The following is a 14,180-nucleotide window of genomic DNA, read 5'->3' on the forward strand; positions in this document are numbered from 1 at the left end:
TTTATTGCATATTTTGACGAGTTATATTTGCAGGATTTCAGAGGATGAAGAGGAATATTACAACATTACTGTAAGTGCTATTATTTGAAAACGTCGTGTTGAAGGCGCTATTATATGTATAACTTAAATTGAGTTAGTATACGTGGCGTAATAATACATTAAAGAGTGGATGTAGAAAAGGTTAAAAGGCCGAATTATCTAACTTTTAAAGAGCATGGGGTTTGTATATAATTAGAAATAGAGAAAGGAGAGATCGGAATGCCAGGACCTTTACTATTGTCGGTTATTATTTTGTCATCTCTTATGGTAGGAATTACACAGTATTTTCATCATACAGATACGACAGAAGAAGTGAAGGATAAGGTACGTCTCGTGTTTCCGATTTTTATAATATCTATTTCCATATGTTTGTTATTAAATAAAGATGGGTATGTTGTGGCCGTATTCGCGTTTTTTGTAGCGATTGTCTTAATAACTGTATTGTACTACGTTATGAAAGAGTACTTACAAAAATAAGGATGCCTGAAAGGGCATTTTTATTTTTGTAGATTGATAATTTCACATACCGTATTTTATACAAAAAAACATAAAATATTTATAATTAAAAAAGTATGTACATCGTGGTGTATTTACTTGTCAATCTTGCATGACCACTATACTATTAAAATGTAGAGATTAGAAAAAAGGGGTTGTATCGAGCATGAAATTTGAGATGCACACAAAAATTATTTCAAATGAAAAAGAAGTAAGATTACATATAGAAGATAATTTATTTCAATTAATTTTAGATGGTTATCATCTATTTACTATTCAAGAAATATTACCTTTATATAAATCAAACGAAGAAAGAATCGGTAGTGCAATTGTCCAAAAGTTAGAATGGGAGAACGGAAAAACTACACTAAACTATCAGCTTGTTTCACTACAATCAGTAAACTAAAAGGAGAAGGGTAATATGAAGTTTTTTCATACAGCGGATTGGCATTTAGGTAAGCTTGTTCATGGTGTATATATGACTGAAGATCAAAAAATTGTGTTAGATCAGTTTGTACAAGCTGTTGAAGAGGAAAAACCGGATGCTGTAATTATTGCAGGAGATTTATATGACCGAGCAATTCCACCTACAGAAGCAGTAGACTTATTAAATGATGTATTACAAAAGATAGTTATTGATTTACAAACACCAGTAATCGCAGTTGCAGGAAACCACGATAGTCCGGACCGCATACATTTTGGTAGTAATTTAATGAAAAAACAAGGATTACATATTGTTGGACAATTCCAGTTTCCATACAATCCTGTTGTTTTAAATGATGAATACGGAGAGGTTCATTTCCATCTCGTTCCGTATGCAGATCCAAGTATTGTTAGACATATATTGAAAAATGAAGATGTTCGTTCTCATGATGATGCGATGCGTATTTTTATGAACGAACTCTCTGAAACGATGGATAAAGAAGCGAGACACATATTTGTAGGACATGCATTTATAACTTCTTCAGGAGAGGCAGAGGAAAATACGAGTGATGCGGAACGACCGCTTTCAATTGGTGGTGCTGAATATGTAAATAGCCATTATTTTGATAAGTTTCATTACACTGCGCTTGGCCATTTACATCAAGCGCATTTTGTACGTAATGAGACAATTCGTTATTCAGGTTCGCCACTTGCATATTCTATTTCTGAAGAAAAGCATAAAAAAGGATATTATATTGTGGAACTGGATGAAAAAGGTGAAACAACAATTGAAAAACGTTTACTTACACCGCGTCGTAAAATGCGTACAGTAGAAGCCAAAATAGACGATTTATTGCTTCATCCAGTAAATGAAGATTATGTATTTGTGAAATTATTAGATGAAAATCCTGTCTTGCAGCCAATGGAAAAAATACGTTCTGTATACCCAAATGCAATGCATGTTGAAAGATCTATTCAAAGACGAGAGTTCACAGATGAAAATGAAGTAACTGTTTCAAGACATAAAACGGATGATTTATCTCTTTTAAAAGCATTTTATAAAGAAATGAAAGGGCTAGATTTATCAGAAGAGAAAGAACGTCTATTTTTAGATGTTTTGCAAACAGTGCAAGAACGGGAAGGTGAACGAGGATGAGACCGATTCAGCTTATAATGACCGCATTTGGTCCATATAAACAGAAAGAAGTAATCGATTTTAAAGATCTTGGTGAGCATCGTATTTTCGCTATTTCTGGAAATACAGGAGCCGGAAAGACAACGATTTTTGATGCGATTTGTTATGTATTATATGGAGAGGCTAGTGGAGAAGAGCGCAGTGATACAAACATGCTTCGTAGCCAATTTGCTGATGATAATGTTTATACAAGTGTGGAATTAACTTTTCAATTAAAAGGGAAAAGTTATGAAATAAAACGACAACTGGGCCATAAAAAACAAGGGAATAAAACAATTACAGGACATGCAGTCGAATTATATGAAGTAATTGATGAGGAAAAAGTTCCATGCGTCGATCGTTTTCATGTAACAGATGTAAATAAAAAAGTTGAAGATTTAATTGGATTAAGTAAACATCAATTTAGCCAAATTGTCATGTTACCGCAAGGAGAGTTTCGAAAATTATTAACATCTGAAACGGAAAATAAAGAAGAAATACTACGCCGCATTTTTAAAACAGATCGTTATAAATTAATGCGTGAGTTATTAGATCAAAAGCGTAAACAATGGAAAGACGTCTTACAAGAAAAACAAAAAGAACGTGAGCTATATTTCCGTAATGTATTTAAATTACCAATACGTGATGGAGCATTATTAGAGACATTAGTGGAGCAAGAGCATGTAAATACACATCAAGTAGCAGAGGCATTAGAACAAGAAAAAATTTGGTACAATGCAGAGGTTGAGCAATTACACGTAGAACAAAATGACAAAACGAAACAATTAAAAGAAGAAGAGGCACGTTTTCATGCAGCAAAAGCTGTAAATGAGAAATTCAAAGATTTAGAGCAAAAGAATGAGAAATACAGTACTTTACAAGAAAACCGTGCCGTAATCGAAATGAAAGAAAAATCTTTTAAACATGCGGAACAGGCGAAGCGATTATTACCATTTGAGCAATGGTATGAGGAAGCGATGCAATATGAACAGCAGTCTGAAAGTTTGTTAAAACAGATAATCGCAAAAAAAGAACATATAATGAACAGTTTTGAACTTGCTCAGGAGAAATTTGAAGCATTAAAGAATAAGGCACCTGAGCGAGAAAATGCTAAAAAACAAGTTCAAAGACTAGAAGAGTTACAACCAATTATTGCATCATTAGCTGAGAAAAAGTTGAATTTGCAAAATGCTGAAATTCAAATAGGGAAATTAAAAGAAGGTATGCAAAAGTTAGATAAACAACTAGAAGCGCATACAAATGAAAAACAAAGAATGTTTGGTGAATTACAGAAATTAGAAGTAGCGCTTGAACAATATGTAGCTAAAGTAGAAGAACTAACGAATATGCGAGAAGATGCAAAAGTATTAAAGCAGGCATATGATGTATGGCAAGAAAAACAAAAATACGAGCAAGAAAAAGAAATTGCATTTCATAAGATGCAACTGGCAGTTAGTGCGTATGAAGATATGGAACGCCGCTGGTTAAGTGAGCAAGCTGGTATATTAGCTCTTCATTTACATGATGGTGAATCTTGTCCAGTATGTGGTAGTATGGATCACCCGAAAAAAGCTACAGAGCAAAGTAATGCCATTGATGAAAAAGAGTTAAATGGGCTAAGAGAAAAGAAAAACGTTGCGGAAAAATCACATGTTCAATTAGAAGAAAAGTGGAATTTCTATCGAGTTCAATATGAACAAGTGATAGAAGAAGTGCTAAATCGAGGGTATCGCGCAGAAGAATTAGTAGAAACATATAGGGCGCTCGTTCAAAAAGGAAAGCAATTAGCAGCAGATGTTAATGCGTTAAAAGCAAGTGAAGAAACGCGTAAGCAAATTGCTGTGAATATAAAAAGCGTAGAAGAAAAAGTAGAAGAACTCCAGAAACAAAAGCGTGAAGTAGAAACAATGCAGCACCGTACTGAAATGGAGTGTATGCAGCTTCGTACGTCATATGAACATGATAAGCAAAATATTCCGGAAAGCTTGCAAACGGTACAAGCTTGGAAAGTACAGTTTGACCAAGCTCTGCAAGAACTCAGGTTCATGGAAGATGAATGGGAGAAAGTACAAGAAGCGTATCAACATTGGCAAAATGAAAATATACGTATTCAAGCAGAACATGATAGTGCTTCTAATCAATTTAATGGTGCAAAAGAGAAGAAAGAAGAGACTTTCACACGCTTTATGAAAGAGCTAGAACAAAGCGGATTTACAGATCAATTAACATATACAGAATCCAAATTAAATGATGCTGAGATGGATAAGTTACAACAAGAAATCCGAAGTTATTACTCATCTCTAGAAGTACTTACAAAACAAATTGAAGAATTAAAGGCAGAATTAAAAGATAAAGAGTATATGGACATCTCTTCATTAGATGAGCAAGTGAAAGAATTGGAAATTCACCTTGATATTATTAAAGAAAAACGACAACGTGCTCAAAATGCCGTATCATATATTACGGATTTACATGAAAATATTAAACGAATTGATGAACAAATTCATGAGGAAGAAAAAGCATTCCAAGAACTTGTTGATTTATATGAAGTAATGAAAGGGGATAACGATAGTCGTATATCCTTTGAACGTTACATTTTAATTGAGTATTTAGAACAAATTGTTCAAATTGCGAACGAACGACTACGTAAATTATCAAATGGACAATTTTATTTAAAACGAAGCGAACGAGTTGAAAAGAGGAATCGACAAAGTGGATTAGGCTTAGATGTATACGATGCATATACAGGTCAAACCCGAGATGTAAAAACATTATCTGGCGGTGAAAAATTTAACGCATCACTTTGCTTAGCGCTTGGAATGGCAGATGTAATTCAAGCGTATGAGGGTGGTATTTCCATCGAAACGATGTTTATCGATGAAGGATTCGGCTCATTAGATGAAGAGTCATTAACGAAAGCAGTTGACGCCCTAATCGACTTGCAAAAATCAGGCCGATTTATCGGCGTAATTTCACACGTTCAAGAACTGAAAAACGCAATGCCAGCTGTATTAGAAGTAACGAAGCAGAAGGATGGGTGTAGTCAGACGCGGTTTGTGGTGAAATAGGATTGTCAAATTGAAGGGATCTATCATTACTTTGAGCATCGTACCAAATCGGTACAACGTTTTTCAATAAAGTTCAAATGAATTTAATAATGTTTTTATATAAAGCCGTCTCTATAGTAGAGGCGGCATTTGTATTATATAAAGGAATGAACGATGCAATTATGAATCATTTGAAGAAGGTGGCGTATTTGCCAAACGGTTATAACTTTTAAAGGCTGCAATTGCAGATATAACACCACCTGTTAAAAATAAAGCTGAACCACCAACTAAAATAATACGACTGACGTACGTTTCACGAGCTTCTTCAACTTGTTCTTGTGACGGTGTGGGCATATAAATTCCCCCTCAATAATAATGTGTTTTGCAATAGTATATACAAATGCCTAACATGTGTTAAAAAAGCTGGATAGTTATAGGTAGAATCATCTAGTTGTTTTTAGTTTTGTAATAAAAAGTTATAGAAAGTTAAATGAATTCTATAGTATCCAAAAGCGTTTCAATTATTTGAAAAATCTTCATCCTAAATTTACGCTAACTTCACATGCAGCACAAATTGAAATTGTATTATGTATATGTACCAAATAAATAAAATTGTATAGCATTGCTGTTTTTAAATAATTAAAATCCTATTATTTCTATATAAGGGTCTTAATTGTATGTTAGAGATTACATTTTATTTAGAAGCAGATTTTAATAAAAAGGAATTCAAACAAAAGGGGAATGTCTTATGACAACATATACGAGCGAGATAAAAAAAAGTTTAGTTACTGAAGAAGATGTGGACATTTTAAAAATAATGGCGCATCCAATACGATTACAAATTGTAAATGAATTAAGTGTACGCAAAACTTGTAATGTAACGCAATTAACAGAAATATTAAATATTCCTCAATCGACTGTTTCGCAGCATTTATCAAAAATGAAAGGTAAGGTGCTAAGAGCTGAAAGAAGAGGATTGGAAATTTATTATTACATTAATAATTTAAAAGCAAGCAAGATTGTTAGTGTTTTAGGATATGTAAATTAATGAAGTGTTATTATACAAAATAGCCTCCGCTGTTAAGCGGGGGCTATTTTGTATTGTTTTATTTATTTGCATTTAAAATTTTATAGTTTTTATGATTTACAATTGTTCGGTCAAATTCAAAAGTACCACCGCTTACATCTGTAACTTCAACTAAGACCGATTCAGTGTATAGTTTTAGTACAGATGCTGTGATCTTTAAGTTATTTCGTTGAAATAGTATAGTATCGCCTACGTTTGCTTTCATAGTACCTCCTTATAAAAGTCAGAAATGTTTGTTTATTATATATATTAAACCACGTATAGATATATTAGTGAATGTTTAGTTTTTATTTATCAATAAAATATTTGTTGTTTAATAAAAATTAAAGTGCAACATTATGTAAATGAATTATATATTTTTTATTTTTATGTAGAAAATTGTAAAAAAACGTTGTAATTCTGTATGTTTCGTTAGGAAAACAAGATATACGGAAGTGGAAATGTATAAATGATGGAATTTTTGATTACAAGCATTGTAATGAGAAGCCAGATTACAAGACTATTAAATGATTTGTATCAAGAAATACAGACGCAACATGTTATAAACGTTGGAGAGTTAAATAAGAATAGGATAAGCAAAATATTGAAGTCCAGCCATGGTATAATTCGATAATTTTTTTGTAAAAGAAGATGTAAAAGCTTCCGTAGGTCGTACTGATGCAAAACATTATAAAAGCTGCTACGTATTTAACAAGTAGTTTTTTGTATTTCATCCTTCGTTTTATGTAACTGGTTCCATATATTTGACGCTCCGTCTTGTAAGTGCTTACATAACGGGTAATATCCTATACAATGAAGTTGTTAAATCGAATGAGGTGGCGAAAATGAAAATGAAAAAAGCATATTTAGCGAATAGCATTGAAATAGAAAGAGGAGGCGGAATGATATGAAAAAATCAACTGTTAATCCATGGCTTGTTGTCCTTGGAACAGTCATAGTACAAATGGGGCTTGGAACGATATATACATGGAGTTTATTCAATCAGCCCTTAGTGAGTAAATACGGTTGGAGTCTTAACGCTGTTGCTATAACTTTCTCAATTACTAGCCTTTCTTTAGCGTTTTCAACTTTGTTTGCGAGTAAATTGCAAGAAAAATGGGGACTTCGTAAACTTATTATGATAGCTGGACTAGCATTAGGAATGGGATTAGTGCTTAGTTCACAAGCTTCCTCATTAATATTGCTTTATGTATTAGCAGGAGTTGTTGTAGGTTACGCAGATGGTACAGCATATATCACTTCACTATCCAATTTAATAAAGTGGTTTCCAGAGCGTAAAGGTTTAATCGCCGGTATATCTGTCTCTGCATATGGTACAGGTAGCCTAATATTTAAATACATAAACGCAATGTTGATTGATTCAGTTGGTGTATCGCAAGCGTTTATATACTGGGGTTTAATTGTTACAGCTATGATCGTGATTGGCGCTTGTTTAATCCATCAAGCTGCTGATCAAGGTGCAGTTCAGGAAACAAAAACTAAAGAATATACAACAAAAGAAATGTTAGGCACAAAACAAGTATACTTATTATTTATTATGTTATTTACATCATGTATGAGTGGCTTATACTTAATTGGCATGGTAAAAGATATCGGTGTTCAACTTGTAGGGCTTAGCGCAGCAACAGCAGCTAATGCGGTGGCTATGGTTGCAATCTTCAATACATTGGGTCGTATCATTCTAGGACCGTTATCAGATAAAATCGGCCGTTTAAAAATCGTTACTGGTACTTTTGTTGCTATGGCGACTTCAGTCTTGGTTCTAAGTTTCGTAGATTTAAATTATGGTATCTACTTCGTCTGTGTAGCAAGTGTAGCGTTTTGCTTTGGTGGAAATATCACTATTTTCCCAGCTATTGTTGGTGATTTCTTCGGTATGAAAAACCATAGTAAGAACTACGGAATTGTGTATCAAGGATTTGGATTTGGAGCGCTTGCAGGTTCCTTTATCGGTGCACTTCTAGGTGGATTCAAACCAACCTTTATGGTGATCGGCGTATTATGTGTCGTGTCATTCATTATCTCAATTTTAATTCAAGCACCTAATCAGAAAAAAGAAAAAGAAGAAGAGTATCGCAGCGTAGCGTAAATATTTAAATTATCTATAACACTATGATAACTAAAAAGTCCCCTATTAAAATGAAGTGACCCCCGAAAGTTAGACAGGTCGTTTCATTAGGCAGCTTCTAGGGTATGAGCCCGGTATTGTACCGGGCTCATACCCTTTAATTTTGCCTTAATTCTTTTATGATTATAGTATTCTATATACTTTGCTAATTCTTGTTTGAAATGTGTTATACTTTCAAATTCTTTTCGATACAGAAATTCTGATTTCATGATACCAAAGAAATTTTCAATAACGGCATTGTCATAACAGTTTCCTTTGCGAGACATACTTTGAGTAATGCCACAGTTCTTAAGAGAATGACGGTATTGTTTCATTTGATAGTGCCAACCTTGATCAGAATGAATGAGGAGTTTATCCTGATCTGTTATACGTTCAAAAGCTTGATCTAACATCGTTGAAACAAGGGAATAGGTCGGTCTTGAACCAATTGTATAGGTAATAATTTCACTATTAAACAAATCCAACATTGGTGATAAGTATAACTTCTCCCCAAATAACTTAAACTCCGTAATATCTGTAACCCACTTTTCATTTGGTTTTACAGCTTGGAAGTTGCGATTTAAAATATTTGGCGCAATTTTCCCAACTGTCCCTTTGTAAGAGCGATATTTTTTCATACGAACAAGACATTTTAACCCTAATTCTTTCATAAGGCGATACACTTTTTTATGATTTACTTTGTGTCCACGATTCATAAGTTCATCACGAATACGACGATACCCATAACACCCATCGTGTTCATTATAAATAGCTTGAATCAGTTCTTTTACTTCTGCATTTGGATCAGGACGATTGAACTGTTTCATCCAGTAATAGTACGTACTACGTGGAATGTTTGCGAGTTGAAGTAACTCCTTGACAGGAAATTCATGCCTTAACTCATAGATTACTTGCGCTTTGTCTTGTTTGGTGATTTTTCCTTGTTTTGAACTAAGGCATTCAACTTTTTTAAATATGCATTTTCCATCCGTAAACGCTCATTTTCGGCTTGTAGTGCTTCTATTGAACCTTCTACTACTGGTTTTATTTTTTTATCTTTCATGGTTGGACGCCCCTTTTTCTTTGATTGTAGGGCATCCAATCCTCCTGTTTCATAGGCTATTTTCCATTTCCGAAGTGTTTCATAAGACGGAATATTGAAAAGCGCCGCTGTTTCTCTGATAGATGTCCCGTGTTCATTCATATAATAAAGTACATCTAGTTTATACTGAGCTGAGTATAATGTATAGCACTTGTCAAAGGCCCTTTCACCTGAAGATTCATATCGTCTAATCCACTCACGAATTAAAACAGGAGTAACTCCTATAGATTTAGCAATTGTTTTTCCACTCTCTGAACCATCTAAATATCGTTTCACCGCTTGGATTTTTTCTTTTGAAGAAAATTTAGCCATAAAAAATGCACCTCCAATTGTTAGACCGTGTCTAACAATTGGGGTGCACTTCAAAATAGGGGACTTTTTTCTGATACATAATAAAATTAGGAAAGGAAAGTGGATAACGAACCACTTTCTTTTTTTCTTCATGAACTATTTTTAATTGTTTTTCTCTACTCAGCCTTTATGATTTACATAATTTTACTAATGGGAGGGCCAGTGAAGCACCTAATTGGATTATATTGGAATACTATTGAGTGATGCATAATATATGAGAATCTTTGATTATATATAGGATATTCATTGAGAAATGCAAGATGAAAAATAAAATATTTTCAGAAAAATGTTGAGAAAAGAAAAACTTAAATTTTTGATAAAGTATTGTAGATGAAGAAATCTACAGGTTCTCTTTTGGAATTTCAAAAAAGATGATAAGAAATTATAGATTAAATTTTTATTTAAAGTACCATGTAATGCTTAAAGATGAAGCATTACATGGAAACGTAAAAAAAATTTATCTGAAAAATAAAAAAAGATTGACAAGTATATTGAGAAACATTATCATTTCGATGTAGATACAGAAAATGAAAATCATTATCAATAGATTGGTTTTGTTTCCTTTTCTATAATTAAGTAATAGAAAACACACTTGACCAATTAGTTTAGTAAGTGTATTATTTTTTACAACATAATTGATAATGAAAATCATTATCGTTTATGTTGTTTAATGAGATTAATTTTTATATGAGAGGATAGAGGAAATGAACTTAGGGGAATTTGATGGAAAAACCGTTTTAGTAACAGGTGCCGCTCAAGGTATAGGTAGTGTTGTAGCAAAAATGTTTTTAGAAAGAGGAGCTACAGTTATTGCGGTTGATCAAAATGCAGAAGGGCTTAATATGTTTTTAAATCATTATGCATCAAATGAAAGTCGTATTAAGACGTTTCATTTAGATGTGAGTGATAGTGTCGCTGTTGAAGAGGTAGTAGAACGAATTGAAAATGATATAGCGCCAATAGATATTTTAGTAAATGTTGCAGGGGTTCTACGTATGGGAGCGATTCACTCTTTAAGTGACGAAGAATGGAATAAAACATTCTCTGTAAATACTACAGGAGTTTTCTATATGTCCCGAGCAGTAAGTAAACATATGATGTTAAGGAAGTCAGGGGCAATTGTTACAGTTGGTTCAAATGCGGCAAATACTCCGAGAATGGAGATGGCTGCGTATGCTGCATCAAAAGCTGCAACGACGATGTTCATGAAGTGTTTAGGATTAGAACTTGCAGCATACAATATTCGTTGTAACTTAGTTTCTCCGGGTTCTACTGAAACTGAAATGCAAAGATTACTATGGGCTGATGAGAATGGAGCTAAAAATATAATTGCTGGTTCTCAAAATACATATAGACTCGGAATTCCTTTACAAAAAATTGCACAACCTTCAGAAATTGCTGAAGCAGTATTGTTTTTAGCTTCAGATAAAGCAAGTCATATTACAATGCACAATTTATGTGTAGATGGCGGAGCTACATTAGGAGCTTAATAAAAAATTCAGGAGGTTATTATACTATGAATGAACTTACAGCCGTAAAGGAACTGTCAGAAAAACTTTTAGAAGATTATAAGACTGAATCTTCATTCTTTTTCGCTTCACCAAATCGAACGATATTGGCAGAAGGAGAGTTTACTACAGTAAAACATAGTGAAATCGAAAGTTTTCCAGAGCTTGTAAAGGCGGTATTAAGTAATGCCAAACAGGATGGAAATCCAAATCCTATCGTTGTAGGAGCTTTGCCATTTGATCGTAGAAAAGAAGTTCAACTTATTGTACCAGAATATTGCAGAATTACTGAGCGTTTACAGTTAGAAAAAACAAATGAGATAAAACAAAATGAGAAACTGGCATTTGAAATGACACCAGTTCCAGGGCCTGAAGTTTACATGAATGGTGTGAAGCAAGGAATAGCAAAAATTCAGGACGGAGATTTAAAGAAAATCGTGCTATCTAGATCGTTGGATGTTAAATCTTCAGAGGTAATTGATAAACAAAAGCTTCTTCGTGAATTAGCAGAACATAATAAGCACGGCTACACATTTGCTGTTAATTTACCGAAAGATGAAAACGAGAAAAGTAAGGTGTTAATTGGAGCAAGCCCTGAATTACTTGTTTCACGTCATGGTATGCAAGTAATTTCTAATCCGTTAGCTGGTTCAAGACCACGTAGTGATGATCCAGCAGAAGATAAAAGAAGAGCAGAAGAATTACTTTCTTCTCCAAAAGATTTACATGAACATGCGGTAGTAGTTGAAGCGGTTGCTGCTGCGCTTCGTCCGTACTGTCATACATTACATGTGCCAGAAAAACCATCAGTTATTCATAGTGAAGCAATGTGGCATTTGTCTACAGAAGTGAAAGGTGAACTTAAGGATCCAAATACTACTTCTTTAGAATTAGCAATTGCTCTTCATCCTACGCCAGCAGTTTGCGGAACTCCAATGGAAGAAGCAAGAGAAGCTATTCAAAAAATTGAGCCATTTGACCGTGAATTCTTTACAGGAATGTTAGGGTGGAGCGATTTAAATGGAGATGGTGAATGGATTGTTACAATTCGATGTGCTGAAGTGCAAGAAAATACACTTCGCTTATATGCAGGCGCTGGAGTTGTTGCTGAGTCAAACCCAGAAGATGAGTTAGCAGAAACATCAGCTAAATTCCAAACAATGTTGAAAGCTTTAGGGTTAAGTGATAGTTCAGTGAATGAAAAGTAGGGGGAAGAAAGAATGTTAGCAGGTTATACGGAATGGCCCAAAGAATTTGCAAATCGTTATCGAGAAGAAGGATGTTGGCTTGGAGAAACATTTGGTTCGATGTTAAGAGAACGCGCTGAAAAACATGGAGATCAAATTGCAATTGTAAGTAGTAAGACACAAATAACCTATAGTGAACTCAATAAAAAGGTATATCGCTTAGCTGCAGGTTTACTGAATTTAGGAATAAAGAAAGAGGATCGAGTTGTAATTCAGTTACCTAACATTATAGAGTTTTTCGAAATATGTTTTGCACTATTTCGAATTGGAGCACTTCCTGTTTTTGCACTACCTTCTCATCGCAGTAGTGAAATTAGTTATTTTTGCGAGTTTGGTGAGGCGAGTGCTTACGTTATTTCAGATAAGGCTCTCGGTTTTGATTACCGAAAACTAGCAAGAGAAGTGAAAGAGAAAGTTCCCGCTTTACAACATGTAATCGTAGTGGGGGAAGAAGAAGAATTTGTGAACATAAATAATCTTTATATGGATCCGGTTCCATTACCAGAAGTTCAGCCAAGTGATGTGGCGTTTCTCCAATTATCAGGAGGGACAACAGGGCTTTCTAAATTAATTCCTAGAACACATGATGACTATATTTATAGTTTACGTGTTAGCGCTGAAATTTGTAATTTGAATGCAGAAAGTGTCTATATGGCAGTTCTTCCAGTAGCACACAATTACCCAATGAGTTCTCCAGGGACATTTGGAACTTTTTATGCGGGTGGAAAAGTAGTGTTGGCAACTGGAGGGAGTCCAGATGAGGCATTTGCTCTTATAGAAAAAGAAAAAGTGACGATTACCGCTCTCGTTCCGCCATTAGCAATGATTTGGCTTGATGCTGCATCTTCCCGTAACAACGATTTATCGAGCCTGCAAGTTATTCAAGTAGGAGGTGCGAAATTTAGTGCCGAAGTTGCGAAGCGTATTCGCCCTACATTTGGATGTACGTTACAGCAAGTGTTCGGTATGGCGGAAGGATTAGTAAATTATACAAGATTAGATGATCCTGAAGAAATTATTATTCATACGCAAGGTAGACCGATGTCTACGTTCGATGAAGTAAGAGTTGTTGATGAAAATGATAACGATGTAAAGCTTGGTGAAGTAGGTAGTTTATTAACACGAGGGCCATATACAATTCGTGGCTATTATAAAGCGGAAGAGCATAATGCACGATCGTTTACAGAAGATGGATTTTATCGTACAGGTGATCTGGTGAAAATAAATGAACAAGGTTACATCATTGTAGAAGGAAGAGATAAAGATCAAATTAACCGTGGTGGTGAGAAGGTTGCTGCGGAGGAAGTTGAAAATCATCTTTTAGCACACGAGGCAGTACATGATGTAGCAATTGTATCTATGCCTGACGATTATTTAGGAGAACGTACTTGCGCTTTTGTCATAGCTCGCGGACAAACTCCAACTGTAAGTGAATTAAAAATGTTTTTAAGAGAACGTGGTATAGCAGCTTATAAGATTCCAGATCGAATTGAATTTATTGAATCATTCCCGCAAACAGGTGTTGGAAAAGTAAGCAAAAAAGAATTACGTAAAGTCATTGCTGAAAAACTTATTACAGTAAAACGTTAAAAAACTATTA

12 protein-coding genes are annotated in these 14,180 nt (G+C 34.3%); 9 read left to right on the forward strand and 3 right to left on the reverse strand.

The window, feature by feature from the left end:
- Nucleotides 1–258 precede the first annotated feature (258 nt).
- The 4 genes from EXW56_RS11265 to EXW56_RS11280 all read left to right on the forward strand — a co-directional run bounded on the left by EXW56_RS11265 (nt 259) and on the right by EXW56_RS11280 (nt 5,199).
- Entirely contained in the window at nt 259–516 is a 258-nt protein-coding gene (locus EXW56_RS11265) for a hypothetical protein (RefSeq protein ID WP_002200574.1), read from the forward strand.
- A gap of 184 nt (nt 517–700) precedes the next feature.
- The gene (locus EXW56_RS11270) at nt 701–940 is read left to right on the forward strand and encodes a DUF2584 family protein (protein WP_002085739.1); all 240 of its coding nucleotides are present in this window, start codon (nt 701–703) and stop codon (nt 938–940) included.
- Nucleotides 941–955: 15 nt separating this feature from the next.
- Nucleotides 956–2,113, forward strand: coding sequence for an exonuclease SbcCD subunit D (locus tag EXW56_RS11275; RefSeq protein ID WP_002200573.1), 1,158 nt, complete (start codon nt 956–958; stop codon nt 2,111–2,113).
- The gene (locus EXW56_RS11280) at nt 2,110–5,199 is read left to right on the forward strand and encodes an AAA family ATPase (RefSeq protein WP_215597476.1); all 3,090 of its coding nucleotides are present in this window, start codon (nt 2,110–2,112) and stop codon (nt 5,197–5,199) included. The genes EXW56_RS11275 and EXW56_RS11280 overlap by 4 nt, the downstream gene beginning before the upstream one ends.
- Nucleotides 5,200–5,358: 159 nt before the next feature.
- On the opposite strand, the gene EXW56_RS11285 is transcribed toward EXW56_RS11280, so the two are convergent.
- Complete coding sequence (locus EXW56_RS11285) at nt 5,359–5,532, reverse strand: hypothetical protein (RefSeq protein ID WP_002200571.1); 174 nt, start codon at nt 5,530–5,532, stop codon at nt 5,359–5,361.
- 394 nt (nt 5,533–5,926) lie between these two features.
- Here EXW56_RS11285 and EXW56_RS11290 point away from each other — a divergent pair, with 394 nt between their 5' ends.
- On the forward strand, nt 5,927–6,226 hold the full coding sequence (locus EXW56_RS11290) for an ArsR/SmtB family transcription factor (RefSeq protein WP_002200570.1): 300 nt from the start codon (nt 5,927–5,929) through the stop codon (nt 6,224–6,226).
- Nucleotides 6,227–6,284: 58 nt separating this feature from the next.
- On the opposite strand, the gene EXW56_RS11295 is transcribed toward EXW56_RS11290, so the two are convergent.
- On the reverse strand, nt 6,285–6,470 hold the full coding sequence (locus EXW56_RS11295) for a YkvS family protein (RefSeq protein WP_002012762.1): 186 nt from the start codon (nt 6,468–6,470) through the stop codon (nt 6,285–6,287).
- 681 nt (nt 6,471–7,151) lie between these two features.
- On the opposite strand from EXW56_RS11295, the gene EXW56_RS11300 reads away from it, so the two are divergent.
- Nucleotides 7,152–8,354, forward strand: a complete 1,203-nt coding sequence (locus EXW56_RS11300; RefSeq protein ID WP_215597477.1) for an L-lactate MFS transporter — start codon at nt 7,152–7,154, stop codon at nt 8,352–8,354.
- A gap of 86 nt (nt 8,355–8,440) precedes the next feature.
- Here EXW56_RS11300 and EXW56_RS11305 read toward each other — a convergent pair.
- Nucleotides 8,441–9,786, reverse strand: a protein-coding gene (locus EXW56_RS11305) for an IS3 family transposase (RefSeq protein ID WP_215596794.1) whose coding sequence is annotated in 2 segments (ribosomal slippage) — nt 8,441–9,345 and nt 9,345–9,786 — 1,347 coding nt in all. Because the reading frame shifts where the segments join, the coding sequence is not laid out codon by codon here.
- Nucleotides 9,787–10,529: 743 nt separating this feature from the next.
- Here EXW56_RS11305 and dhbA point away from each other — a divergent pair.
- From dhbA to EXW56_RS11320, 3 genes are read left to right on the forward strand one after another with little or no spacing between them, the layout of a single operon-like run.
- On the forward strand, nt 10,530–11,315 hold the full coding sequence (gene dhbA, locus EXW56_RS11310) for a 2,3-dihydro-2,3-dihydroxybenzoate dehydrogenase (RefSeq protein WP_215558437.1): 786 nt from the start codon (nt 10,530–10,532) through the stop codon (nt 11,313–11,315).
- A 26-nt stretch (nt 11,316–11,341) separates the two neighbouring features.
- On the forward strand, nt 11,342–12,541 hold the full coding sequence (dhbC, locus tag EXW56_RS11315) for an isochorismate synthase DhbC (RefSeq protein ID WP_215597478.1): 1,200 nt from the start codon (nt 11,342–11,344) through the stop codon (nt 12,539–12,541).
- Nucleotides 12,542–12,553: 12 nt separating this feature from the next.
- The gene (locus EXW56_RS11320; RefSeq protein WP_215558439.1) at nt 12,554–14,170 is read left to right on the forward strand and encodes a (2,3-dihydroxybenzoyl)adenylate synthase; all 1,617 of its coding nucleotides are present in this window, start codon (nt 12,554–12,556) and stop codon (nt 14,168–14,170) included.
- Nucleotides 14,171–14,180: the final 10 nt, after the last annotated feature.

This window comes from Bacillus mycoides, assembly GCF_018742245.1.
Taxonomy (GTDB): Bacteria; Bacillota; Bacilli; order Bacillales; family Bacillaceae_G; genus Bacillus_A; species Bacillus_A cereus_U.

Coding starts and splice junctions, on each gene's coding strand:
- EXW56_RS11265 (WP_002200574.1), top strand. CDS start 259: ATGCCAGGACCTTTACTATTGTCGGTTATTATTTTGTCATCTCTTATG.
- EXW56_RS11270 (WP_002085739.1), top strand. CDS start 701: ATGAAATTTGAGATGCACACAAAAATTATTTCAAATGAAAAAGAAGTA.
- EXW56_RS11275 (WP_002200573.1), top strand. CDS start 956: ATGAAGTTTTTTCATACAGCGGATTGGCATTTAGGTAAGCTTGTTCAT.
- EXW56_RS11280 (WP_215597476.1), top strand. CDS start 2,110: ATGAGACCGATTCAGCTTATAATGACCGCATTTGGTCCATATAAACAG.
- EXW56_RS11285 (WP_002200571.1), bottom strand. CDS start 5,532: ATGCCCACACCGTCACAAGAACAAGTTGAAGAAGCTCGTGAAACGTAC.
- EXW56_RS11290 (WP_002200570.1), top strand. CDS start 5,927: ATGACAACATATACGAGCGAGATAAAAAAAAGTTTAGTTACTGAAGAA.
- EXW56_RS11295 (WP_002012762.1), bottom strand. CDS start 6,470: ATGAAAGCAAACGTAGGCGATACTATACTATTTCAACGAAATAACTTA.
- EXW56_RS11300 (WP_215597477.1), top strand. CDS start 7,152: ATGAAAAAATCAACTGTTAATCCATGGCTTGTTGTCCTTGGAACAGTC.
- dhbA (WP_215558437.1), top strand. CDS start 10,530: ATGAACTTAGGGGAATTTGATGGAAAAACCGTTTTAGTAACAGGTGCC.
- dhbC (WP_215597478.1), top strand. CDS start 11,342: ATGAATGAACTTACAGCCGTAAAGGAACTGTCAGAAAAACTTTTAGAA.
- EXW56_RS11320 (WP_215558439.1), top strand. CDS start 12,554: ATGTTAGCAGGTTATACGGAATGGCCCAAAGAATTTGCAAATCGTTAT.